Source organism: Falsiroseomonas sp. HC035 (assembly GCF_050563525.1).
Lineage (GTDB): Bacteria > Pseudomonadota > Alphaproteobacteria > Acetobacterales > Acetobacteraceae > Falsiroseomonas.
Map to the genome: position 1 here is coordinate 54,679 of NZ_JBNXUN010000001.1, position 23,490 is coordinate 78,168.

The 23,490-nt window shown below is 71.1% G+C and carries 23 protein-coding genes, 2 tRNA genes and 1 pseudogene; 11 read left to right on the plus strand and 15 right to left on the minus strand.

Features of this window, described 5'->3' with window-relative positions:
- Positions 1–7: 7 nt before the first annotated feature.
- Together ACLF3G_RS00305 and ACLF3G_RS00310 are read right to left on the minus strand one after the other, a co-directional pair.
- On the minus strand, positions 8–397 hold the full coding sequence (locus ACLF3G_RS00305) for a hypothetical protein (protein WP_430667315.1): 390 nt from the start codon (positions 395–397) through the stop codon (positions 8–10).
- Positions 398–421: 24 nt separating this feature from the next.
- Positions 422–937, minus strand: a complete 516-nt coding sequence (locus ACLF3G_RS00310) for a hypothetical protein (RefSeq protein ID WP_430667316.1) — start codon at positions 935–937, stop codon at positions 422–424.
- Between the two features lie 87 nt (positions 938–1,024).
- Between ACLF3G_RS00310 and ACLF3G_RS00315 the strand changes: the two genes are divergently transcribed.
- Both ACLF3G_RS00315 and ACLF3G_RS00320 read left to right on the plus strand, forming a co-directional pair.
- Positions 1,025–2,287, plus strand: a complete 1,263-nt coding sequence (locus ACLF3G_RS00315; RefSeq protein ID WP_430667317.1) for an amidase — start codon at positions 1,025–1,027, stop codon at positions 2,285–2,287.
- Complete coding sequence (locus tag ACLF3G_RS00320) at positions 2,284–3,801, plus strand: glycosyltransferase (RefSeq protein ID WP_430667318.1); 1,518 nt, start codon at positions 2,284–2,286, stop codon at positions 3,799–3,801. The genes ACLF3G_RS00315 and ACLF3G_RS00320 overlap by 4 nt, the downstream gene beginning before the upstream one ends.
- Here the strand turns inward: ACLF3G_RS00320 and ACLF3G_RS00325 are convergent.
- Complete coding sequence (locus ACLF3G_RS00325; protein WP_430667319.1) at positions 3,798–4,595, minus strand: helix-turn-helix domain-containing protein; 798 nt, start codon at positions 4,593–4,595, stop codon at positions 3,798–3,800. The two genes, ACLF3G_RS00320 and ACLF3G_RS00325, sit on opposite strands and share 4 nt — an antisense overlap.
- 113 nt (positions 4,596–4,708) lie before the next feature.
- Here ACLF3G_RS00325 and ACLF3G_RS00330 point away from each other — a divergent pair, with 113 nt between their 5' ends.
- On the plus strand, positions 4,709–5,107 hold the full coding sequence (locus ACLF3G_RS00330; RefSeq protein WP_430667320.1) for a hypothetical protein: 399 nt from the start codon (positions 4,709–4,711) through the stop codon (positions 5,105–5,107).
- A complete protein-coding gene (locus ACLF3G_RS00335; RefSeq protein ID WP_430667321.1) occupies positions 5,104–5,913 on the plus strand; it encodes an alpha/beta fold hydrolase in 810 nt (269 codons plus the stop codon). The genes ACLF3G_RS00330 and ACLF3G_RS00335 overlap by 4 nt, the downstream gene beginning before the upstream one ends.
- Here ACLF3G_RS00335 and ACLF3G_RS00340 read toward each other — a convergent pair.
- The 7 genes from ACLF3G_RS00340 to ACLF3G_RS00370 all read right to left on the minus strand — a co-directional run bounded on the left by ACLF3G_RS00340 (position 5,894) and on the right by ACLF3G_RS00370 (position 12,688).
- A complete protein-coding gene (locus ACLF3G_RS00340; RefSeq protein WP_430667322.1) occupies positions 5,894–7,099 on the minus strand; it encodes a class I SAM-dependent methyltransferase in 1,206 nt (401 codons plus the stop codon). The two genes, ACLF3G_RS00335 and ACLF3G_RS00340, sit on opposite strands and share 20 nt — an antisense overlap.
- A complete protein-coding gene (locus ACLF3G_RS00345; RefSeq protein WP_430667323.1) occupies positions 7,096–8,763 on the minus strand; it encodes an NTP transferase domain-containing protein in 1,668 nt (555 codons plus the stop codon). The genes ACLF3G_RS00340 and ACLF3G_RS00345 overlap by 4 nt, the downstream gene beginning before the upstream one ends.
- Positions 8,760–9,452 carry an XdhC family protein gene (locus ACLF3G_RS00350; protein ID WP_430667324.1) on the minus strand — a complete coding sequence of 231 codons (693 nt, stop codon included), beginning with the start codon at positions 9,450–9,452 and terminating at the stop codon, positions 8,760–8,762. Before ACLF3G_RS00350 ends, ACLF3G_RS00345 begins: the two co-directional genes overlap by 4 nt.
- Before the next feature lie 80 nt (positions 9,453–9,532).
- Positions 9,533–9,856 (minus strand): XdhC family protein, encoded by a 324-nt coding sequence (locus ACLF3G_RS00355; protein WP_430667325.1) that lies wholly within the window; start codon positions 9,854–9,856, stop codon positions 9,533–9,535.
- Complete coding sequence (locus ACLF3G_RS00360; protein WP_430667326.1) at positions 9,853–11,076, minus strand: vWA domain-containing protein; 1,224 nt, start codon at positions 11,074–11,076, stop codon at positions 9,853–9,855. Before ACLF3G_RS00360 ends, ACLF3G_RS00355 begins: the two co-directional genes overlap by 4 nt.
- The gene (locus ACLF3G_RS00365; RefSeq protein WP_430667327.1) at positions 11,073–11,969 is read right to left on the minus strand and encodes an AAA family ATPase; all 897 of its coding nucleotides are present in this window, start codon (positions 11,967–11,969) and stop codon (positions 11,073–11,075) included. Before ACLF3G_RS00365 ends, ACLF3G_RS00360 begins: the two co-directional genes overlap by 4 nt.
- Positions 11,966–12,688: an SRPBCC family protein gene (locus ACLF3G_RS00370; RefSeq protein WP_430667328.1), complete on the minus strand. Its 723-nt coding sequence runs from the start codon at positions 12,686–12,688 to the stop codon at positions 11,966–11,968. The genes ACLF3G_RS00365 and ACLF3G_RS00370 overlap by 4 nt, the downstream gene beginning before the upstream one ends.
- A 186-nt stretch (positions 12,689–12,874) precedes the next feature.
- Between ACLF3G_RS00370 and ACLF3G_RS00375 the strand changes: the two genes are divergently transcribed.
- The 3 genes from ACLF3G_RS00375 to prpB are packed head-to-tail and all read left to right on the plus strand — an operon-like array spanning position 12,875 to position 15,676.
- A complete protein-coding gene (locus ACLF3G_RS00375) occupies positions 12,875–14,281 on the plus strand; it encodes a sodium:proton antiporter (protein ID WP_430667329.1) in 1,407 nt (468 codons plus the stop codon).
- Positions 14,278–14,724, plus strand: coding sequence for a nucleoside deaminase (locus ACLF3G_RS00380; protein WP_430667330.1), 447 nt, complete (start codon positions 14,278–14,280; stop codon positions 14,722–14,724). Before ACLF3G_RS00375 ends, ACLF3G_RS00380 begins: the two co-directional genes overlap by 4 nt.
- Before the next feature lie 34 nt (positions 14,725–14,758).
- Positions 14,759–15,676 carry a methylisocitrate lyase gene (gene prpB, locus ACLF3G_RS00385; protein ID WP_430667331.1) on the plus strand — a complete coding sequence of 306 codons (918 nt, stop codon included), beginning with the start codon at positions 14,759–14,761 and terminating at the stop codon, positions 15,674–15,676.
- 15 nt (positions 15,677–15,691) lie between these two features.
- On the opposite strand, the gene ACLF3G_RS00390 is transcribed toward prpB, so the two are convergent.
- The 4 genes from ACLF3G_RS00390 to ACLF3G_RS00405 all read right to left on the minus strand — a co-directional run bounded on the left by ACLF3G_RS00390 (position 15,692) and on the right by ACLF3G_RS00405 (position 17,219).
- The gene (locus tag ACLF3G_RS00390) at positions 15,692–16,321 is read right to left on the minus strand and encodes an HAD hydrolase-like protein (protein WP_430667332.1); all 630 of its coding nucleotides are present in this window, start codon (positions 16,319–16,321) and stop codon (positions 15,692–15,694) included.
- Positions 16,322–16,502: 181 nt separating this feature from the next.
- The gene (locus ACLF3G_RS00395) at positions 16,503–16,952 is read right to left on the minus strand and encodes an MgtC/SapB family protein (protein ID WP_430667333.1); all 450 of its coding nucleotides are present in this window, start codon (positions 16,950–16,952) and stop codon (positions 16,503–16,505) included.
- A gap of 47 nt (positions 16,953–16,999) precedes the next feature.
- Positions 17,000–17,074: transfer RNA gene (locus tag ACLF3G_RS00400), tRNA-Asn, on the minus strand.
- 74 nt (positions 17,075–17,148) lie between these two features.
- Positions 17,149–17,219: transfer RNA gene (locus ACLF3G_RS00405), tRNA-Cys, on the minus strand.
- Positions 17,220–17,402: 183 nt separating this feature from the next.
- Here ACLF3G_RS00405 and ACLF3G_RS00410 point away from each other — a divergent pair.
- The 4 genes from ACLF3G_RS00410 (at position 17,403) to ACLF3G_RS00425 (ending at position 22,903) form a co-directional block, all read left to right on the plus strand.
- Positions 17,403–18,113, plus strand: a complete 711-nt coding sequence (locus tag ACLF3G_RS00410; RefSeq protein ID WP_430667334.1) for a protein-L-isoaspartate O-methyltransferase family protein — start codon at positions 17,403–17,405, stop codon at positions 18,111–18,113.
- 70 nt (positions 18,114–18,183) lie between these two features.
- Entirely contained in the window at positions 18,184–19,560 is a 1,377-nt protein-coding gene (locus ACLF3G_RS00415; protein ID WP_430667335.1) for a TolC family outer membrane protein, read from the plus strand.
- A 78-nt stretch (positions 19,561–19,638) separates the two neighbouring features.
- The gene (locus ACLF3G_RS00420; protein WP_430667336.1) at positions 19,639–20,157 is read left to right on the plus strand and encodes a DUF2497 domain-containing protein; all 519 of its coding nucleotides are present in this window, start codon (positions 19,639–19,641) and stop codon (positions 20,155–20,157) included.
- 64 nt (positions 20,158–20,221) lie between these two features.
- Positions 20,222–22,903: a valine--tRNA ligase gene (locus ACLF3G_RS00425; protein WP_430667337.1), complete on the plus strand. Its 2,682-nt coding sequence runs from the start codon at positions 20,222–20,224 to the stop codon at positions 22,901–22,903.
- A 143-nt stretch (positions 22,904–23,046) separates the two neighbouring features.
- Here ACLF3G_RS00425 and ACLF3G_RS00430 read toward each other — a convergent pair.
- A pseudogene (locus tag ACLF3G_RS00430) lies at positions 23,047–23,445 on the minus strand (Uma2 family endonuclease); the annotation flags it as partial.
- Positions 23,446–23,490: the final 45 nt, after the last annotated feature.

The window sequence follows — 23,490 nt, forward strand, 5'->3', positions numbered from 1 at the left end:
CGCCGGGTCAGCGCACCCGTCGCGGGGCGGCCGGCGGCGCCGGCTGGGTGGCCGGGGTGGCGGCCGGCGGGGTAGGCGCGCGGCTCAGGCATTCGGCGATCAGGCGGTCGCGATCGATCTGCGCCGCGCCGCGATCCGACTCGATCCGGCTGTAGGGCGTGACGCCGAGGGTGCCGCGACTCGACTCGGTCTCATCCGTCCGCATCAACTGCCCGCGTTCCCGGTACTGCACGACGCGCGTGGCCTCCGTCCGGCAGGCTTCGTAGCGGCTGTCGCGCTGGCCCTGCGGCACCGGCGCCGGGGCGGCGATCGGCGTCGGCAGGTTGCTGGGCAACGCCATGTTGCAGGCCGCCAGCGGCAAGGTGGCGAGGAGGAGGATCGGCAGGCGGCGGGGCATGTCGGGAACCTTCGGGGCGGCGGATCAGGCCAGGACGCGGGGGCCCGCCTCGGGTGGGCCGGGCAGGGTGCGTGACAATAGCCCGCGAAGTTCCTCCGCGTCGAACCTGGCTCCGGCATCCAATGGCAGGGCGGCGGCGGCGCGCAGCAGGGAAGGATGCAGTTCGACGCCATCGGTGGTCACCGCGAACAGGCCGGCCATCCAGGCGCTGCGCCCCATCACCTCCACCAGCGCCAGCAGCCGCAGGCACAGGGCCAGGCCGGGCAACGTCTCCAGCCCGGCACGGCGGTCCACCGCCTCGGCCCAGGACCGTGCGTCGCGGTCGGCGATGGACAGCACGGTGGCGCTGCCGTCCGGGCGGCGGAACAGCATCGTCCGCGTCGGTCCCCACTGGCCGGCATGGGCGCGGTCCCGTGCCGCATCCCAGGCGGCCAGAAGGGCGGTGGGGGTGACGGCGGGCAGCGCCTCGGGCGCGACGGGAACGGCGTAGGACAGGCTGCCGTCTTCGGCGGCAGCGACCTGGATCTTGGCATGCGGCATGTTGTTCTATGTGGCATCGGCGCCCCGCCGTGACACCCGCCACGGGGGCATCTTCGCAAAGCGTGCCTGGCATGGCGTGATGCGGTCATGGAACCGAACCGCCTCACCGCCCTCGACGCCGCCCGCGCCATCGCCGCCGGCCGGCTTTCCGCCACCGACCTGATGGAGGCCTGCCTGGCCCGCGCCGAGGAGCGGGAGGAGGTGGTGCACGCCTTCGTCCATCTGGACCGCGGCCTGGCCCGCCGCGCCGCCACACGGGCGCGCCCCGGCCCGCTGTCGGGCCTCCCGTTCGGGGTGAAGGACGTGCTGGATACGGCGGACATGCCGACCGGCTATGGCTCGCCGATCTGGGCCGGGCACCGGCCGCGCGGCGATTCGGCGGTGGTCGCCGCGGCGCGCGCGGCCGGCGCGGTCATCATGGGCAAGACCGTCACCACCGAATTCGCCACGCGCAATCCTGGGCCGACTACCAACCCGCACAACCCCGCGCATACGCCGGGTGGGTCCTCCTCCGGCTCCGCCGCCGCGGTCGCGGATTTCATGCTGCCACTGGCCTTCGGCACGCAGACGGCGGGCAGCATCATCCGCCCGGCCGCCTATTGCGGCGTCGTCGGCTTCAAGCCGAGCTATGGCAGCCTGCACCGTGGCGGCATGAAGGTGTGCTCGGAAGGTCTCGACACCATCGGCGTCATGGCGCGCAGCGTCGCCGATTGCGGGCTCGCGATCGGTGCGATGACCGGAATGCCGATGGACCCGGAGGCGAAGCTTTCCCGCGCGCCACGCCTTGGCCTCAGCCTGGGTCAGGCGCCGGGGGCCGCGGCGCCCGAGACCGTGGCGCGGCTGCACGAAGTGGCGGAGGCCGCGCGTCGCGCCGGCGCCGAGGTGCGGGAGTTCGCCCTGCCGCCGGCGCTGGAGGAGGCGGCCGCGCTGCACGCCCACATGATGAACATGGAAACCCGCCAGGCGCTGGCCTGGGAATGGGCGGTGGCGCGGGCCGAGATCTCGCCGGTGCTGCGCGAAAGGCTAGAATGGGCGGAGGCACAGCCGGCCGAGAAGCTGCTCGAATCGCGCCTCGCCTCCAAGGCCGCGCGCGCCGCCTTCCTGGATGCAACCCAGGGCCTCGACGCCATCCTGACGCCCAGCGCGCCGGCCGAGGCGCCGGAAGGTCTGGGCTATACCGGCGATGCCACCTTCAACCTGCTCTGGACCCTGCTGTGGGGGCCCAACGTGACCATCCCGGCCGGCACGGGCCCCAAGGGCCTGCCGCTCGGGGTACAGCTGGTCGGTCGGATCGGCGAGGATGCCGGGCTGCTGGCGACCGCGCGATGGGTACAGGCCGCGATCGGTTGACGGAGGACGTTGCGGCCGAGGCGCTGCGCAGCGCGCGGCACCTGCTGGCCTTGCCCGACCCGATCGCGGCAATCGCGCCGCTGGAGGCGGCGGCGCGGGCCACCGGCCTGACCCAGGTGGAGGCACTGCGCGCCCTGGTGCGGTTGCGGACGGGCCTCGGCCAGGATGCCCTGGCCGCGGCGCATGGACGGGCGCTTTTGGCGCTGCGGCCGGAGGATGACCAGGCGCGCTTCCTGCTCGGCCGGTCGCTGCACCTGCTCGGCTGGCCCGACCTGGCGCTGCGCTGCTTCCGTGCCCTGCGCCCGCCGGTGCCGGCCTGGTGGGTGGCGATGACCCGCGACGTGGCGGCGGAACTGTCCGCCGCGCGGCAGGAGGCGCGGGCCGCCTGCCGCGCCTGGCGCCGCGGACGCCGCGACGCGCCGAAGCTGGCCCGGCTGCTGCTGCGGGCCGGCCATCCGCGCGCGGCAGAGGCCGTGCTGGCCGCGCGTCCCGAGGACCAGCGCGGAGACTGGGCGGAGGCGCTGGTGCGGCTGCGCCTGGCGGAGGGTGAACCCGATGCCGCATCGCGTGCCACCCTGCGCCACCCGCCGGCGCTGCACTGGCGGGATGCGCTGGCGGCGGCCCGCATGCTGTTGCAGATTGGCGAGGTAGCCGCGGCGGAAGCCATGCTGGCGACACTTCCGGACCACCTGTCCAGCGCTGACGGCGCCCTGCTGCGGACCCGGCTGATGCTGCTGGCCGGCGAGGTGCCGCGCCTGCGGGCGGTCACGGCCGCCGCCTTCGCGGCCAAGCACTACCGCAGCGACCCGGCGCGGCAGGCGGTGACGGCGCTGGTGCTGGACCGGGCGATCCCGATCTGGCACGGCCCGGACCCTGCCGCCGGGCCGCCGCTCACCGTGCCACTCGTGCAGTACTGGGACACGCCCGACCCACCGTCCGATGTGCTGGAGGTGATGGAAAGCTGGGTGCGCCACCACCCCGGCCTGCCCCTGGCCCGTTTCCATGCCGCGAGCGCGCGGGATTTCCTGGCCGGGGTGGGGACGGAGGCGCTCGCAGCCTTCGATTCCTGCCGCCATCCGGCGATGCAGTCCGACGTGCTGCGGATGGTGTTCCTCGCGCGCCATGGCGGGCTGTGGGCGGATGTGGATGAGCGCTGCCTGCGGCCGGTCTCCGAATGGCTGGCGCGGCTGCACCGGGTCGGGCTCCTGGCGGCGTTCTCGGATGAGATTCCCTACTACGTCCACAGCTATGTACTGGCGGCGCCACCGGGTAGCGGCGTGATGGAGCGGCTGGTGGCGCGGATGCTGCCGCCGCTGGTTTCGGCCGCCCGCCGCGGCCAGCAGGTGCGCATCTGGGAGGCGACGGGGCCGGGGCTGGTGACGCGCGCGGTGGCGGCGGAGGCCGACCCCTCGGCGGTGGCACTGCTCGAACCCGGGTATTTCCGCAGCTTCGTCGGGGCGGTCGAGGATCTCGGCTACCGGCGCACGGCCGCGGGGAACTGGCGGCTGGCCTAGATGCTCCTCAGCCGTGCCGCGGTCTCGGCATCGGCGGGGTAGAAGGATTCGATGGCGAGTTCGGACAGGGTGACCTCGGCCGGATTGCCGAACACGGTGGTGGTGGACAGCAGGGTCAGCCGCCCGGCCGCACTTTCAAGCACCAGCGGCACCACGACCCCGCCCGGGACCAGCGCCGGCGTGGTCGGCGCGGTACGTGGCGGCGCGGGCATCGCCTGCAACTCGGCCAGCAGCGCGGCCAGCACCGGATCGCCGCCGGCGTCCACCTGCCGGCGCAGCCGTTCCAGAAGGTGCGACCGCCACTCATGGAAATTTCCGATGCGCGGCGCCAGCCCGCCCGGATGCAGGCTGAGCCGCATGGCGTTCACCGGCGGCGCCAGCAGCGACGGCTCGGCGATGCCGGCGAGCAGCGGCGCCACGGCGGCATTGGTCGCCACGATCTGCCAATGCCGGTCCACCGCCAGCGCAGGATTCGGCGCCTGGGCCGCCAGGATCATCTCCAGGGCCTGGCGTGCGCCGGCCATGGCCGGGTCGGCCAGCGCGGCGTCGCGGTAGGCCGGGGCATAGCCCGCGGCGAGCAGCAGCGCGTTGCGGGCCCGCAGCGGCACGTCGAGCTGATCGGCAAGGCGCAGCACCATCTCCCGGCTCGGGCTGGCGCGGCCGCTTTCGACGTAGCTGAGGTGCCGGGTTGAGACCTCCGCATCGAGCGCGAGGTCGAGCTGGCTGCGGCGCCGGCGCTGCCGCCATTCGCGCAGCAGCATGCCGATGGGCGGGGACGGGGTTGGGGCTTGCATGGTGGCGATCCTAGCCAGCCCGGCGCCGGCTTCCCATGACCTCCGAGGTTATCGCGCGCCGGCGTCCGACGGGTGTTGGCTGGCGGCATGGGAAACTGAAGGAGGAGATCCCGATGCCGAATGTTCGGATGCTGCGCCTGGCGCTGCTGGGCGATGCGGCGGCCTGCGCCGCCTGCGGCCTGGTGCTGGCGGCCGGCGCCGGTGCGCTGGCCGGCCCGCTGGGCCTGCCGGAGCCGCTGCTGCGCTGGGTTGGCCTTGGGCTGCTGCCTTGGGCGGCCTTCGTCGGCCTGACGGGCTGGGCGGCCAGCCCTTGGCAGCGCGCTGCCTGGGCCATCGTTGCGCTGAACGCGCTCTGGGTGCTGGACAGCCTGCTGCTGGCGGCAGGCGCCTTCGGCCTGGCGCCGACCGGGCTCGGCATCGCCTTCATCCTGGCGCAGGCCGTCATGGGTGCCGGCTTCGCGGTGGTGCAGGCGCTGGCGCTGCGGCGGGTGCCGGTGGAGGGCCTGGCATGATCCGCACCCGCGACGGCGTCGGGCTGTTCCACCGCAGCTTCGGCGATGGCCCGCCGGTCGTGTTCCTGGCCAGCTGGTCGCTGCCGAGCGACAGCTGGTTTGGACAGATGATGGCGATCCGCGACGCCGGCCTGCGCGCCGTGGCTTATGACCGGCGCGGCCATGGAAGGTCGGACGATCCGGGCCATGGCTTCGACTATGACACGCTGGCCGATGACCTGGCCGATGTCCTCGCCGTACTCGACCTGTCGGCAGTCACACTGGTCGCGATGTCCGGTGCGGCGGGGGAGGCGGTGCGCTACCTGACCCGGCATGGCGCCGGGCGCATCGCCCGGCTCGCGCTTGTGGGTCCGACGACGCCGCTGCTGGCGCAACGCCCGGACAACCCGGCCGGCATCCCGGCGGAGGTTCTCGGGGCGCTGCGCGAGGAACTGCGGCAGGACTTCCCTTCGTGGCTGGCCCGCAACGTGCGGGCCTTCGGTGGCCCGGAGGCCTCCGACGCCATGCTGGACTGGGTGTGCCGGTTGGCGGCGGGGGCATCTCTGCCGGGGCTCCTGGACTTCCACCGCAGCCTGGCGGAGACGGATTTCCGGGCCGAGCTGGCGGGGCTGCGCCTGCCCGTGCTGGTGATCCAGGGCGATGCCGATGCGACCTGCCCGATGGAGCTGACCGGCGGCCCGACCGCCGCGCTGATCCCGGGCGCCCGGCTACAGGTCTTCCCCGGCGCGCCGCACGGCCTGATCGTCAGCGATCCGGAGCGCCTGTCCGCCGCGCTGCTGGACTTCGTCAGCCCGGCGGCAGCGTAAGCCGCTGGCCGAGGCCGGGTTCACCAAACCAGCGCACATGCTCCGCCACCAGGTCGATCGAAAGCTCGGCCTCCGGCGGCAGATTCAAGGTCAGGTCAATATCCGCCACGCCCCCCGGCGGCAGCGGATCGGTCAGGAAGCGGTGGCGCTTCCAGTTGCGGTTGACGAGGCTGCCATCCGCCCTGAGCAGCAGCAGGCCGAGGTTGACACAACCCTTTTGCGAGCCGGAGGGCAACCAATCCACCTCGCCGGTATTCTCCAGCCGCAGCACCAGCCGCAGACCATCGGCGCCACATTGTAGCAGGCGGACGCCGATCTCGGCGGCGAGGCCCTCCCGCCGCAGGCTGCTCGGGCGGTCGCTGGCTTCCTGGCCACGATGCAGGACGAACATCCGGAAACCCTGCAGCACCGGCAGGGCCAGGTCGCGGTAGGTGGCGGAAGGTGGCGGCTTGGGCGCGGCGAGCCCCTCCATCTCGTATCCATACAGGTCCATGAAACGTCCGAGCGGCAGCATCAGGGGACGGATGCTGAACAGGCCGACCTCGATCCGCGCGAAGCCGCTTTCCTGCGCCGCAGCCCAGATGTCCTGGATGCGGATGTCGTTCTCGATCACGCCATGGCGGCGCATCTCGTTTTGCGAACTCTCGGCGCCGGAATGCTGCGGGCCGGGTTCCATGAACACGGCACGGCCGGTCGGTGCCAGCAGCCGGGAGAAATCCGCCAGCACGCCGCCCTGGTCCGACACGTGGTGGAACGCCTCGTGGCATAGGACGCGGTCGATACTGCCATCGGGCAGGTCGATACGGATGCCGTCATAGGGTACGTAGCGCAGCCGCGTCGCCAGATGCGGCCAGTACCGGGCATCATGCGCGGCGGCGGCCTCCAACGCGGTGGGGGAGATGTCGGTCGCCATGACCTCGCAGCCCGCCTCGGCCAGGCGGCGGCCGAGCCAGGCTACGCCACAGCCGAACTCCAGCACGCGCAGGCCGGGAAACAGCTCCGCCGCCTCCAGCATCGCGCCCAGCCGGGTCAGGTTGGGACCCACCTTGGCCAGCGGCGCGAAGGGCTTGCGGAAGCTCCAATGGTCCGGCGTGACATCGGCATGAGAGGCGTCGGCCCGGCGGGCGTGCTCGGCCAGTGGCACGTCCGCGATCAGCCGGCGGACGTCGATCGGCGAGGCACTCATCGCTTGCCGGCGAATTCAGGCAGGCCCTTGAGGCTTTCCGTCGTGTCGAAATCGCGCAGAACGGCGTCGCTCGCCATCTCTACCTCCACCATCCGCGCCGCATGCTGGGCCGCCAGGTGGCGCGCGCCGATATCGCCGGTGATCGACAGCATCTGCGGCAGGAATTCCCGCGCCCAGAGCATCGGGTTGCCCTGCTTGCCGCGGAAGGTCGGCTGCACGATGGCGCGGCCTTCCTCCGGATCAAAGGCCTGCATCAGCCGGTCCAGCATGGCGGCCGAGACCAGCGGCATGTCGCCGAGGCAAACCATGATGCCCTCGGCGTCCGCCGGCACCGCCGCCAGCCCCGCCTTCAGCGAGGCGGACAGACCATCGGCGTAGTTCTCCGCATGCGCGAACAGCACCGGCCGGCCGGCCAGCGCTTCCTCGATCCGCTCCCGCTCATGCCCGGTCACCACGATCACCGGCGAGGCGTGCGAGGCCAGGACGTTGTCGACGACCCGCAGGATCATCGGGATGCCCTTGTTGTCGGGCACCAGCAGCTTGTTCAAGGGCGCCATGCGGCGCGAACGCCCGGCGGCCAGCACCAGGGCGCAGACGGTGCGGGCGCGGCGCGGCGCGCTGGTCAGCGGCGGGGTGCGCGGCGCCTCGGCACGGGGCAGGGGGCGCGTCTCGATCTCCTTGAGCAGCCCGCCGACGCCCATGCCCATGATGTCCTTCGCCGTCACCTTGCGACCAGCGAAGATGCGGGCGAGTACCCAGTCGAAGCCGTTCAGCTTCGGGCTGCGGGCGCAGCCGGGCAGCACCAGGGCCGGCGTATCGCCAATGCGGCCGAGGCAGATCAGGTTGCCCGGGTCCACCGGCATGCCGAAATGCTCGATGGCGCCGCCGGCGCGGACGATGCCGGCCGGGCCGACGTCGCGCCGGTCCACCACGGCGGAGGCGCCGGCGACCAGCAGCAGGTCGGCGCCGGCGCGCTTCAGCCGGGCCAGCGCATCGGCCACGGGGCCTTCCTCGTGCCGCACGCGTTCCACCGGCAGCAGCGTGCCGAGCAGGGCGCGGATGCGCGTCTCGGTCGCCTCCACCGCGCCTTCCATGACGCTTTCCTTGATGCCGGGCAGTTCCGTCAGCACCAGGCCGACGCTGAGCGGCTGGAACGGATGCACGCCGAGCGCGCCATTCGCCTTGCGGCCGGCGCCGACTCCCTTGGCAATCGCCTCCACCACCGCCAGCACGCGGCCAGGGACGGCGAAGGGGATGATCTTGATGGTCGCCAGCATCTCCTTCGTATCGACCACGCTGTGGTTCGGCAGGGTGGCGATGGTGACGCTTTCGTCGACGGCGTTGATGCGCTCGATCAGCGCGGCGTCGAGCGTGAACAGGCCGGGGCTTTCGGCGAACAGGTTCACCCGGCCGGTCGCGGCGCGGGACCGGGCGATGAGCGGGGCCATCAGCGCATCCGCGATGCGGTCCGCCGCCTCATCCTCCGGCACGTCGCCGGATTCGAGGCGGGCCGTGATGACGTCACGCCGGCCGGCCTCCCGCAGCAGCGTGATGGCGGCCTCGTCCAGCACGGTGCCCTTCTTGATCACGCGACCGGTCAGGCGGACGGTGTGGGCGAGGATGGCGCCGCGCGCTTCCTCCAGCGGGGTCGGGCCGAAATTCATGTTTTCGAACCCTTCGGCCCGCGCCTTGCGGCAATGATCTGGGCGAGGATGGAGACAGCGATTTCAGGCGCGGTGACGGCGCCGATGTCGAGGCCGACCGGCGCGTGGATCCTGGCAAGCTCGGCTTCGCCCAGCCCGGCCTCGCGCAGCCTTTCCAGGCGCTTGCTGTGGGTGCGGCGGCTGCCGAGGCTGCCGATGTAGAAGGCGGGGCTACGCAGCGCGACTTCCAGCGCCGGGTCGTCCAGCTTCGGGTCGTGGGTCAGCGTGACCACGGCGGTGCGGGTATCGGGCGCCAGCGCGGTCATCGCCTCATCCGGCCAGTCGCCGGAGATGGCGACGGATTGGCCGAGACGCTCCTCCGTCGCGAAGGCGCGGCGCGGGTCCACCACCGTCACGGCGAAGCCGAGCGTCGTTGCCATCGGCACCAGCGCCTGGGCGATATGAACGGCCCCGACCACGATCAGGCGCAGCGGCGGGTTCTGCGGCTGGATGAACCAGCTTTCTTCCCCCAGCGTGGCGTTGCGCGCCGCATCGGTCGCCAGGGCTGCCTGCGCCTCGGCGGCCAGCGGCTCCGGTAGGTCGTCGTCAGGATACAGTCGCTGCGCGCCATCCGGCAGCCGCGTCAGCAGCGCGACCGGATGCTTCGCGTCTCGGGCGGCCGTCAGGCGGGCCAGGAGTTCCGGGGTCATGGTTCAAGTTCCCCGTGCGGTTGGTAGCGCCGGCCAAGGCCGTGAAGGTGGCGCGCGGCGCCGGAGATCCATAAGATCCTTCATCCGAGCTTCTCGACGAAGACCTTGAGCTTGCCGCCGCAGGCCAGCCCGACCTCCCAGGCGCGGTCGTCGGAAATGCCGAAATCCAGCAGCTGCGGCGTGCCGCTCGCCATGGTCTGCTTCGCCACGTCGGCCACAGCGCCCTCGATGCAGCCGCCGGAGACGCTGCCCTCCATGCGACCGGAAGCGGTGACCACCAGGCGCGACCCCGCCGGGCGCGGCGACGACCCCCAGGTCTCGACCACGGTCGCGATGGCCACTTGCTCGCCTTCCGCCATCCAGCGGGCGGCGGTTGCGAGAATGTCTTCGGACGATGCGCTCATGCCGCGCTCCTCATTCGGCCGGCGCGCGGGTCCGACAGGACGGAGACCAGGTCGCGCAGGCTCGCAAGATTATGCACCGGGCGGAATTCGTCCACATGCGGAAGCATCGCCCGGATGCCTTGCGATTTGGGCTGGAAGGCCGCGTAGCGCAACAGGGGATTGAGCCAGATCAGGCGGCGGCAGGACCTTTGCAGCCGGTCCGTCGCCTCGGCGAGGCCGCGCGCGCCCTCGCGGTCCAGCCCATCGGTGATCAGCAGCACCACGGCGCCCTGGCCGAGCACGCGGCGCGACCAAAGCCGGTTGAACAGTTCCAGCGAATCGCCGATGCGGGTGCCGCCTGACCAGTCGGGCACGGCGTGCGCTACCGCCTCGAACGCCACTTCCGCGTCGCGGTGGCGCAGCTGGCGCGTGACGTTGGTCAGGCGGGTGCCGAACAGGAAGGTGTGCACGCGCTCGCGGTCATTCGCCACGGCGTGCAGGAAGTGGATTAGGATCTGCGCATAGCGCGCCATGCTGCCGGAGATGTCGCACAGCGCCACCAGCGGCGGCGGTCGGACGATGCGGCGGCGGCGGGCGATGTCCAGGATCTCGCCGCCGGTGCGCAGGCTTTCGCGGGTGGTGGCGCGCAGGTCCCAGGCCGGGCCGGACGGATCGGCCCGGAAGCGGCGGGTGGGGCGCGCATCCAGCGGCAGGACCAGCTTGCGGATCTCGCGCTTGGCGTTGGCGAGGTCTGCGGCCGACATCGCCTCGAAATCCATCGCCTGCAGGCGTTCCCGCTCGCTGACGGTGAAGGTCATGTCCACCCGTTCCTCGGGCGGTTTGTCGTCCGGCCGGGGCGGCTTCGGGCGGTCGCCCTGCATCGCCTCTGCCAGGCGCCGCTGCGCCGGGGCGGGCTTGGCGGGTTCCTGCATGCCCTCCATCAGCGCCATAGCGCTGGCGTGGCGCGCGGCGTCCGGATCGCGCCAGAACATGCCGAAGGCCTGGTCGAAGAGAAGAAAGTGCTCGTGGCGGTGGACCATGGTGGCGCGCAGCGCGGCATGGACCTGGGCGCGGTCGCCGAGGTCCACCTGCGTCAGCGCCTCCGCCCCTGCCATGCTTTCGATCGGGCCGACCGGCACGCCGGCGCGGCGCAGCAGGCGGCCGAAGGCGAGCAGGTTGAAGGCGAGCGCGGCGCCGGGGCTCGCCGATGGCAGCGAAAGCGCCGCCTTCGGCGGAATCACGCCGCCGCCTGCTTGGCCTCGGCGACCAGCCGGGCAGCCTCCGCACCGCGGATCTTGGCGATGTCGTCCTGGTATTTCAGCAGCGCGCCGAGCGTCTCATCGACCAGGGTCGGCTCCAGCTCCCGCGCATCGAGCGCGGACAGCGCCGCGGCCCAGTCGATGGTCTCGGCGACGCCGGGCGGCTTGAAGGTATCGGCGCCGCGCACCGCCTGTACGAAGGCGACCACCTGGGCGGACAGCACCTCGCCCACCTGCGGCGCGCGGATCTTCAGGATGGCGCGTTCGCGGGCGGCGTCGGGGTAGTCCACCCAATGATACAGGCAGCGGCGGCGGATGGCGTCATGCACCTCCCGCGTCCGGTTCGAGGTGATGATCACCAGCGGCGGCGTCGTCGCCTTCACGGTGCCGAGTTCGGGAATGCTGATCTGGAAGTCCGCCAGGATTTCGAGCAGGAAGGCCTCGAAGGGCTCGTCGGCCCGGTCCAGCTCGTCGATCAGCAGGACGGCGGGCTCGCCCTCCAAAGCATCCAGCAGCGGGCGGGACTGCAGGAAGCGGCGGTCGTAGATGCCGCGCTCCAGCGCCTCCCGGTCTCCTGCGCCGCCGCTGGCCTCGGCCAAGCGGATCGCCATGAGCTGGCGGGCGTGGTTCCACTCATAGGCGGCCGAGGCCAGGTCCATGCCGTCGTAGCATTGCAGGCGGACCAGGCGGCGCGGCAGCTCGGCGGCCAGGACCTTGGCGATCTCGGTCTTGCCGGTGCCGGGCTCGCCTTCCAGGAACACCGGGCGGTTCATGCGCAGCGCCAGGTGGATGGTGGTGGCGAGTTGGCGGTCGGCGACGTAGCCGCCTTCCGCCAGCAGGCGCTGCGTCGCGGCAACGTCGGCCGGCCTGCTCACGTCAGGAAGATCAGCGCGAGGACGACCAGCATCGCGCCCAGGCCGAACCAGACCTGGATCGGGAAGCCGAGGAAATCCTGCGTCAGCAGGCGCAGCGGCAGCGGCAGCTGGCCCGAGGTCGGGTTTGGCCGGTGCACCGGCCCGCCCGGCGACATGCCCTCCGCGCCATGCTGCGTGAGCGGCGCGGCGGTGGCGGGTTCGGCCAGGTATTCGGTATCCGTGCCGGCGACGGCGCGGGAGGCCGGCTGGTCCGGCGGTGCCGGGTGCTCGGCCAGCGGCGGGGCGACGATGGCGGCGAAGCGATCGAAGAACTGGTCGGCCATGGATTTCGCGGTGCTGTCGATGAGGCGGGCGCCGAGCTGCGCCATCTTGCCGCCGACCTGGGCGCGAACGGCATAGCGCAGCACGGTCGCCTCCGGCCCGTCTTCCTCCAGCGCCACGTCGGCGCCGCCCTTGGCGAAGCCCATGGCGCCACCGGTGCCCTCGCCGGAGATGGTGTAGGAAACCGGAGGGACGATGTTGGACAGCGTGACCTTGCCGCCGAACTTGGCGGACATCGGGCCGAGCTTCATGGACACCTTGGCCTGGAACTGGTCGTCGCCGATCCGTTCCACGCTTTCGCAGCCGGGAATGGCCGCCTGCAGCACCTGGGGATCGTTCAGGGCATCCCAGACCCGTTCCCGGGGCGCTGCGATGCGCCGTTCGCCGGTCATTTCCATGCGCGAGTTCTCCGCTTTGCGGCGCGGAAGGTAGGCCGGGCGGGGCTTGGCGGGAAGGGCGGGCGGCGGGATCGTGAGGCAACGGGCTGATTTCCTGCCCGGGGAAAGCCCGGAAAGCGCCCGGTGACGCGGCATGGGTAAGCGTCTATGGGCTGGAACAGGGGATGGCGAATGGGGAATCCGGGGATGAGGGGGAAGGGTCTGCTTGGCCTGGGCGCCGCGCTTCTGCTGGCACCAGGGCAGGCGCTGGCGGCTGGCGTGCCGGGAGCGCAACTGTCGCTGGCCTGGGGCATTCCCTTCGTCGGCATCCTGCTGTCCATCGCGCTGATGCCGCTGGTGGCCGCGCATCTGTGGCACCACCACTACGGCAAGATCGCCGCGATCTGGGCGGCGCTGTTCCTGCTGCCCTTCGCCGCCACCTTCGGCTTCGATGCCGCCTGGTACGAGTTCGCCCATGTCATGGTGCTGGAGTACGTGCCCTTCATCGCGCTGCTGCTGGCGCTGTACACGGCGGGCGGCGGGGTTCTGCTGAAGGGTTCGCTGGTCGGCACGCCGACGGTGAACACGGCGCTGCTGGCCATCGGCACCATCCTGGCCAGCCTGATGGGCACCACGGGGGCGGCCATGCTGCTGATCCGCCCGGTGCTGCGCGCCAATGCCTTCCGCACCCGCAAGACCCACACCTTCGTCTTCTTCATTTTCCTGGTCGCCAATATCGGCGGCAGCCTGACCCCGGTGGGCGACCCACCGCTGTATCTGGGCTTCCTGCGCGGCGTGTCCTTCTTCTGGCCCACCACCCACCTTTTTGCCGAATTCGCCACCTGCGCGGTGATCCTGCTGGCAGTCTACTGGCTGCTGGATACGCTGGCCTGGAACCGGGAGAAGCCGGTGCCACCCGTGGTCGCCAAGGAAGCGGTGGGCATCGAGGGATGGCTCAACGTCTGGCTGGTGGTGGCCATCGTCGGCGTCGTCATCGGCATGGGCTACGTCAAGCTCGGCAGCATGAACGTGCTGGGGCAGGTGATGGAGGTGGAAAGGGTGGTCGGAATCGGCCTGTTCCTCGCCATCACCGGCGTCTCCGTCGCCTTCACCACTCCGGCGCTGCGGGAGGCGAACGGCTTTGCCTGGGGCGCCATCCTGGAGGTCGCGAAGCTGTTCGCGGCGATCTTCGTCTGCATGGCCCCGGTGCTGGCCATCCTGCGCGCCGGCAGCCAGGGCGCCGCGGCGGGGCTGGTGGCGTTGACCTCCGGCCCCGACGGGGCGCCGATTCCGTGGGTGTACTTCTGGATGAGCGGCGTGCTGTCCAGCTTCCTCGACAATGCGCCGACCTACATCGTGTTCTTCGAATTGGCCGGTGGCGACCCCGTGACGCTGATGGGGCAGGGGGCGCTGACGCTGGCGGCGATTTCGTGCGGCGCGGTGTTCATGGGGGCCAATTCCTACATCGGCAACGCGCCCAACTTCATGGTGAAGGCCATCGTCGAGGAGAACGGCGTCCGCATGCCGTCCTTCTTCGCCTATTGCGGCTGGGCGGTGGTGTTCCTGGTGCCGCTGTTCATGCTGATCACCTTCATTTTCTTCCGCACGCCATGAGCGACGATCAGGGGTTCATGGCGCAGGCCCTGGCGCAGGCGCGGACGGGCTTCGACGAAGGCGGCGTGCCGGTCGGCGCCGTGCTGGTCGGGGCGGAAGGCCGGCTGCTCGGTGCCGGGCGGAACCGGCGGGTGCAGCAGGGCGACCCGATCGCGCATGGCGAGATGGATTGTCTGCGCCAGGCCGGACGCCGCCCCGGCTATGCCGGCACCACGCTCTACACCACCCTGACCCCCTGCATGATGTGCGCCGGCACCATCGTGCAGTTCGGCATTCCCCGGGTCGTCATCGGCGAGAACCGCAGCTTCGCCGGCAACGAGGATTTTCTGCGTGATCGTGGCGTGCAGGTGACGGTGCTTGATGATCCGGCCTGCCACGCGCTGATGCAGCGCTTCCAGGCCGAGCGGCCGGAGGTCTGGGCGGAGGATATCGCGGCGGGCTAGACAAGGCCCGTCCCGCCCATCGGAGAGCCCCGCCATGCCCTATGTCATCGCCGACGACCTGCCCGACGCCCCCGCCGGCCAGCGCTTCCGCGCGCTGCTCGACCGGCCGCAGATCCTGCAGATGCCGGGCGCTCATCTCGGCATCGCGGCCCTGCTGGCGAAGGAGGCGGGGTTCGAGGCGCTGTACATGTCGGGTGCCGCCATGTCCGCGACCATGGGCCTGCCCGACCTCGGCATGATCACGGTGGATGACGTGGCCTTCCACATCCGCCAGGTCGCCCGCGCCGCATCCCTGCCCATCCTGGTCGATGGCGACACGGGCTATGGGGAGGCGCTGAACGTCATGCACATGGTGCGGACCTTCGAGGAAGCCGGCGCCGCGGCGGTGCACCTGGAAGACCAGTTGCTGCCGAAGAAATGTGGCCACCTGAACGACAAGAAGCTGGCCGATGCCCGCGACATGGCTGCCAAGGTCGCCGCCGCCCGGAAGGCGCGCAAGCACCTGTACATCATTGCCCGTACCGATGCGGTGGCCAGCGAGGGCATGGATGCGGCGGTGGACCGCGCGAAGCTGTATCTCGAGGCCGGCGCCGACGCGATCTTCCCCGAGGCGCTGGTGACGCGCGACATGTTCGCCGAATTTGCCCGCCGCATGCCCGGAGTGAAGCTGCTGGCCAACATGACCGAGTTCGGTCGCACGCCGTTCTTTACGGCGCAGGAATTCCAGGACCTCGGCTATGCCATGGTGATCTGGCCGGTCAGCCACCTGCGCGTCGCGGCGCGGGCGATGGAGGAGCTTTACGCCGCCATCAACCGAGACGGCGGCACCATGAAGATGCTGGACCGGATGCAGACCCGCGCGCAGCTCTACGCGACCATCAAGTACCACGAATACGAGGCTCTGGATTCCAGCCTGATCCAGACGGTCATCCCCGACGGGATGCCGCAATAGCCTGGGACGGACGGCTCAGGCGGCGAACCAGGCCGGGATCTCGGCCATGCTGGTGAACAGGATGTCCGGTCGCGCCGCGGCCAGGGCGGAGGGCACGGCGTAGCCCCAGGCCACCGCGCCGGCCTGCACGCCGGCGCTGCGGGCGGCGGCGATGTCGCGCAGCTCGTCGCCGATCGCCATCGCCTCGGCCGGCAGCCGACCGCTGCGGCGCAGCACCTGGCGGAAGCGGGACGCCTTGCCGAACAGGGTGGCGTCGCAGGCCCAATGGGTGAAGCTGGCGGCGGCGTCGCCCAAGGCCCGCCGGGCATTCGCCTCGCTGTTGGAGGACACCAGCGCCAGCGTGACGCCAGCCAGGCGCAGCCGGTCCAGCATGGCCTCCGCGCCCGGGAACAGCGGCGGCGGCGGGGCGGCGGTGGCCAGCGCCTTCACATGGGCGGCAATGCGCGGCAGCTTCCACAGCGGAACATGCAACGCCCGCATGATGGCCCGCGCATCCCGGTCGCGCAGCGATTCGGCTTCGGCATGGTCGATCCGGCGGAAACCGAATCGGCGCGCGGCGTCGTCCAGTGCCTCGAACATCAGGGCGCGGCTGTCGGCCAGCGTGCCGTCCAGGTCGAACACGGCGAGGCGCGGCGGCGGCAACACGCCTCGTGGGACCTCCCGGGAGAATGCCTGGAGTGGCAACCTCGGGGTCGGCCCGATCCGGCTCATCATGCGGCGTCTCGGTCGCGGGGCTGGCGCGGCGGGGGGGTCACATGGGGGCCTAGGGCGGTTGCGGGATCAGGACAACGCCAGCGGAGGGGGCGCCGTCAAGCCGTCCCGTCGCTCAGCCCCGCGGTTCCGGCTTGAATTTGCTGAGCAGGTAGAGGGTCAGCACGGCGAAAAGGCAGATCACCACGGCGACGTCATAGGCGGTGACCGCAACCGCGACGCCGATGGCCCCGGTGGCCCAGAGGGAGGCGGCCGTCGCCGTGCCGTGCACCTGGCCGCCATCCTTCAGGATGGCGCCACCGCCGATGAAGCCCATTCCGGTGATGACCCCTTCGATGATTCGCGCCGCGGCCTCGGGTTGCCCGGCGGTCAGCCCCTCCGTCGCCTGGACGAAGCCGCAGGAGGCGACGGCGACGAGGGGAAAGGTGCGCAGCCCGGCACTGCGATCCTCCCTTTCCCGGTTCCAGCCGATCAGGAAGGCGAGGGCGTAGGCGATGGCGAGGTCGCGCAGATGCGGCAGTAGGGTGAGCTGGCGCACGCTGGGCAGCAGGTCGGAGAGGTCCATGCGCAGCGAAACGCGCTGGAACGCCGGTGGTTCTGTCGGGATGAAGATGGCTCCGGCGGTAGGATTCGAACCTACGACCAACGGATTAACAGTCCGCTGCGCTACCGCTGCGCCACGCCGGATCAGCCAAGGTGCCGGGCTATAGCGACCGCCCGGCCCGGGGTAAAGCCCCCCAAGCAGGAAGAGGGGATCGGAAAGGCCGCGGCCGGAATCGAACCGGCATATACGGATTTGCAGTCCGCTGCATCACCACTCTGCCACGCGGCCGTGACACGATGGCGCCTCTATCCGGCAGGCCGCGCTGCTGGTCAAGGCGCGTGTGCCCCTCGACGCCAAGGCGCGTGCGCCCCTCGACGCCAAGGCGCGTGTGCCCCGCGACGCCAAGGCGCGCGGGACATCACGCGGAACTGCGACTTGGCCGGCGCGCGGGCGGCCCGTATAAGCGCGGCCATGGACAAGGCAGCGACGATGGACCTGGACCGCGCGACGCGCGCAACGCCGGATATGGCGGCCGCCCGCCGCTTCATGGTCGACGGCCAGTTGCGGCCGAACAAGGTCACGGACCCGCTGCTGCTGGCCGCCATGGGAGACCTGCCGCGGGAGCGTTTCCTGCCGCACGGCCTCGCCGCGCGCGCCTATGCGGACGAGGATGTACGCCTGCCCGGCGGCCGCGCCCTGATCGAGCCGATGGTCATCGCCCGCCTGCTGCAATTGCTGCGGATCCGGGAAGGCGACCGCATGCTGGTGCTCGGTGCCGGCACGGGCTACGCGGCGGCGGTCGCGGTGCGCTGTGGCGCGCGCGTCACCGCCGTGGAACCCGACCCGGCGCTGTTCAGCCATGCGCGGCAGGCGGTCGCCGGCCTGCTGCCGGCCGGCGTGCTTCGCCTGGTCCAGGCCGAACCGTCGCTCGGCCACGCCGCTGGTGCACCTTATGACGCTATCCTGATCGAGGGCGAAATTCCCGCGATACCGGCGGCGATCGCTGAGCAACTGGCTGATGGCGGCCGGCTGGCGACGGTCCTGGCGGCGGCGGAGCGCGGTCTTTCCTCCCGCGCCGTCCTGGGATTGCGGCAGGGCGGCAGCTTCAGCGTGACGGATGCCTTCGATTGCGCCACCCTGCCGCTGCCTCAGTTCCAACCGGCTCCGGGCTTCGCCTTCTGAAGCCCAGGCCAGGCCGGCGTGCCCTTCGTCTCCCCCGCCCTGCGGCGTGGGCATCTGGAGTTTCGACGCGATGATGTCCTCCCGTTCCGCTCTCGCCCTGATGCTGCTGGCCTCTCCGGCCGCCATCATCGCTCCCGCAGCGGCGCAGCCGTTGCAGGAAGCGCTGGCGCTGGCCTATGCCAATAACCCCACCCTGCAGGCCGCGCGCGCGGAACTGCGGGCGGTCGATGAGGGTGTGCCACAGGCCTTGTCCGGCTGGCGTCCCACGGTGCAGGTCACCGGCAGCTACGGCACCGCGACCGGCCGCAGCACCGCCAGCGGCGTCAGCCGCAACGTCGACCGCGACCCGGCCGCCATCCAGGCTGGCGTGACGCAGCCGCTGTACCGCGGTGGTCGCACGGTCGCGCAGACGCGGCGGGCCGAAAACCTGGTGCTGGCGCAGCGCGCCCGGCTGATCGCGACCGAACAGCAGGTGCTGGGCGATACCGTGAATGCCTATGTCGCGGTGATCCGCGACCAGGAGGAGGTCCGCCTCAACATCAACAACGAGCAGGTGCTGAACCGTCAGCTCAGCGCCACCAACGAACGCTTCCGCGTCGGCGAGATCACCCGCACCGACGTTGCACAGGCGGAAAGCCGGCTGGCCGGCACCCGCGCCGCCCGCGCCGACGCTGAGGGCCGCCTACAGCAATCCCGTGCCACCTTCACCCGGCTGGTGGGCCAGCCGCCGCAGCGCCTGGTTGCGCCGCAGCCGCTGCGCGCGCCGGTGGCGAACGCCGCCGAGGCCGGCGCCGTGGCCAGCCGCAACAACCCGGCCGTTGTCGCCGCGCTGTTCGGCGAGGCGGCGGCGCGCGACCTGGTGGACGTGAACTTCGGCACGCTTCTGCCGCAGGTCAGCCTGAACGGCACCACCTTCCGCAACGACAACAGCCAGGCGCCTGACAGCCGCGCTACCGGCAGCCAGCTGACGGCGAACCTCACCGTGCCGCTGTACCAGGGCGGCTCCGAGTATTCGCAGGTGCGCGAGGCGCGGCAGCGGGCACAGCAGGCGCGGCAGGTCGTGGCGGACCAGCGCCGCGCGGCCTCGCAGCAGGCGACTTCGGCGTGGGAGACGCTGAACGCGGCCCGCGCGCAGGTGGACAGCGTGCGCGCGCAGATTCGCGCTGCCGAGATCGCGCTGGACGGCGTGCAGCGGGAAGCCATCGTCGGCAGCCGCACCACGCTGGATGTGCTGAACGCGGAACAGGAACTGCTGAACGCCCGCGTCAGCCTCGTCCGTGCGCTGGCCAACGTGATCACCGCCTCGCATTCGCTGGCGGCCTCCGTCGGCCGCCTGACGGCGCAGGATCTCGGGCTGCCGGTGCAGATGTATGACATGGAGGCATATTATCGTCAGGTGCGGAACCGCTGGGTCGGCCTCGGCGACTACGCCGAGCAGGGGCGCTAAAGGATGAGTGGTGCAGGCAAAGGGCCTGGTGGTGGCGGTGGTGCTGGCGGCGGGCCGGGCGGCGGGAACGACCCGGCGATGGACGATATCCTCGCCTCCATCCGTCGCATCCTGAACGAGGACGAGGCGCAGGACACCTCGGCACCGGTCGCCAAGGGCGATGTGCCGGAGGATGAACCCCTCGACCTGACCGAGGCGATGCTGGTCGGCCCACCGGTGCCGGAGACGGTCGCCAGGCCGGAGCCGCCCGCGCCGGTTCTGCCGCCGCCACGCGCCGCCGTGCCGGCGCCCGAGCCGATGCCGGAACCGCCCGCGCCGGAACCACCGATGACGGTCGCCAGTGTGATGACGGCGGCGGAGGGGCTGATCGCACCCGCCGTCGCAGCCGCCACCACGCAGACCCTGGCAACCCTGCTGCGCAGCGTCGCCAACGAACGTTCCGCCACGGTGCACCGGGGCGGACCGTCGATCGAGGATGTGGTGCGGGAGGAAATCCGGCCGCTGCTGAAGGAATGGCTGGACCAGCACCTGCCGCCGCTGGTCGAACGGCTGGTTCGGGTCGAGATCGAGCGTGTGATCGGGCGCGCCCAGGGCTAGGCACAGGGCTGACGCCCGGACCCGCCCCTTGACGGCGGCCCTTCCGCGGGGAAGGGATGCCGCCATGCTCGACAAGACCTTCGACCCCGCCAGCGTGGAACCCCGCCTCTATCAGGGCTGGGAGGATTCGGGCGCCTTCGCGGCGCACCCCGAAAGCCCGGCCAAGCCCTTCACCATCATGATCCCGCCACCCAACGTCACGGGCAGCCTGCATATCGGCCACGCGCTGACCATGACGGTGCAGGACATCCTGACCCGCTGGCGCCGCATGCAGGGCCGCGACGCGCTGTGGCAGCCGGGCACCGACCACGCCGGTATCGCTACGCAGATGGTTGTGGAGCGCCTGCTGGCCTCCCAGGGCCAGAAGCGGCAGGAGATGGGGCGGGAGGCGTTCCTGGAGCATGTCTGGGAATGGAAGCGGCAATCCGGCGGCACCATCACCCGCCAGCTCCGCCGCCTCGGCGCCAGCCTGGACTGGCCGCGCGAACGCTTCACGATGGATGAGGGCCTGTCCGAGGCGGTGCGGGAGGTGTTCGTCACCCTGCACAGCCAGGGCTTGATCTACCGCGACCGCCGCCTGGTGAACTGGGACCCGGTGTTCCAGACCGCCATTTCGGACCTCGAGGTCGAGAGCCGGGAGGTGAAGGGCCAGATCTGGACCCTGAACTACCCGATCGAGGGCGCACCGGGCGAATTCCTGCAGGTGGCGACGACGCGGCCGGAGACGATGCTGGGCGACGTCGCGGTGGCCGTGCATCCGGAGGATGCGCGGTTTGCCGGGGTGGTGGGCAAGTTCCTCGTGCTGCCGCTGGTCGGGCGACGCATCCCTGTGGTGGCGGATGCCTATTCGGACCCGGAGAAGGGCACTGGCGCGGTGAAGATCACCCCGGCGCATGACTTCAACGACTTCGATGTCGGCAAGCGTCACGGGCTCGGAATGCCGTCCGTGCTGGATGCCGATGCGAAGGTGACCCTGGTGGAGATCGGCGGCGAGTGGGCCGAGCCGGAGTTCATCCGTAGCCTGGACGGGCTGGACCGCTTCGAAGCCCGGAAACGCATCGTGGCGAAGCTGGAGGAGCTGGGCCTGCTGGCCAAGGTCGAGCCGCATGTGAACCAGGTGCCGCATGGCGACCGCTCCGGCGTGCCGATCGAGCCGCGGCTGACGCTGCAATGGTATGTCGATGCGAAGACGCTGGCGCAGCCGGCGATCCGCGCGGTGGAGACCGGGCAGACGCAGTTCGTGCCGCGGCAGTGGGAGAACACCTTCTTCGCCTGGATGCGCGACATCCAGCCTTGGTGCGTGTCACGCCAGTTGTGGTGGGGCCACCAGATCCCGGCCTGGTACGCGCCGGATGGCGAAGTCTTCGTGGCCAGGACGGAGGAAGAAGCGCGCGCGGCGGCACAGGAAAAATTCGGCCGGGATGTCGAACTGCTGCGCGACCCGGACGTGCTGGACACCTGGTTCAGCAGCGCGCTCTGGCCTTTCAGCACCCTCGGCTGGCCGCGGGAAACGCCGGAGCTTGCGAAGTATTATCCGGGCGACGTGCTGGTGACGGGCTTCGACATCATCTTCTTCTGGGTCGCCCGGATGATGATGATGGGGCTGCACTTCATGGATGGCCGGGTGCCGTTCGAGAAGATCTACATCCATGGCCTCGTCCGGGACGAGAAGGGCCAGAAGATGTCGAAATCCAAGGGCAACGTCATGGACCCCCTGGAGCTTATCGACGCCTACGGCACTGATGCGCTGCGTTTCACCATCGCATCGCTCACCGGGCCGGGGCGAGACGTGAAGCTCGGCCGCAAGCGCGTCGAGGACTTTCGCTCATTCGGCACCAAGATCTGGAATGCGGCGCGGTTCCTGGAGATGAACGGGATCGCGGCGGATGCGGGTTTCGACCCGGCCACCGCCAAGCTGCCGCTGTCGCGCTGGATCCTGGACGGCTCGAATCGCGCCGTGGCGGAGACGACGGCGGCGCTGGAGGCGTTCCGCTTCGACGATTACGCCGCCGCCAGCTACCGCTTCGTCTGGGGCAGCTACTGCGACTGGTTCCTGGAATTCGCCAAGCCTGTGCTGAACGGGCCGGATGGTCCTGCCAAGGACGAGGTGAAGGGCGCTGCCCAGCATGTATTCGGCACCATCCTGCGCCTGCTGCACCCGGTGATGCCCTTCATCACCGAGGAACTGCACGCGCATTTCGGCTACGGCGCGCCGTGCAGCCTGATCCGTGCGGAATGGCCGGGCGCCGTGGAGGTGACCGAAGCCGAGGCGGCGCGGGAGGAGCTGGACTGGGTGGTGGCGCTGATCGGCCAGGTCCGCGGCGTGCGGGCGGAGATGAACGTGCCGCCTTCCGTCACCGTGCCGCTGCTGCTCTCTGGCGCCTCCGCCACCAGCCTGGCGCGGGCGGAGGCCTGGGTCGACGTGATCCGCCGCATGGCGCGCGCCACCGAGATCCGAGCCCTGGATGGTGCGGCGCCGGGGGGCGTGGCGCAGGTGGTGGTGGGGGAGGCGACGGTGATGCTGCCCCTGGCGGAAGTCATCGACCTGGCCGCGGAACGCGCACGCCTCGCCAAGGCGCGAGGCCAGGCGGAGACCGAGGCGGGCAAGATCGCCCAGAAGCTTGGCAACGCGGATTTCGTGGCTCGCGCGAAGGAGGAGGTGGTGGAGGAAAACCGTGAACGCCTTGCTGCCGCGCAGGCGGAGATGGCGCGGCTGGACGCGGCGCTGGCCCGCATCGCCGGTTGAGGCCGCCGCTCAATCCGGCGGCGGGAACAGCGCCTCGACCTGCAGGGCAAGCCCCGGCGGGTCGAGTGTGAGGGCACCACCGGGCAGGATCGCGTCACCGGGTCGAGGATCAGGTAGTGCCGGATGGCGTCCTGCCGCAGGTAGTCGGCCAGCTTGGTCACGCTGTCCCTGCGGGCGGTGGAGGGTGAGGCGACCTCCACGACGATGACCGGGTCCGGCACGGCGATCCGGTTGCCATCGAGCCTGGCGCCACAGGCGACCATGACATCGGGCTCGTAGGCGGTGTCGTTGCCGATCTCGAGGGCGGGACCGTCGATGAAGGCGTCGCCGGGCAGGCCTGCGGCGGCGATGGCGTCTGCGAGAGCGCGGCAAGCTCGATATTTCGTCCGCGCATGCACCAGCCGCTCGGGCGCCACGGCCTCCACCCGGCCATCGATCAGCTCGAAACGGCCGCGCGGCTGGCGCTCCACCCAGGCATAGTAGTCCGCGCGGGTCATCCGATGGTCGGGGGTCTTCGGCAGGTCGGAAATGGGGCCTGACATGGGGTTCGGCGCAGCCTACGCCAACGCGGTAGGCAGGCGGTAGCG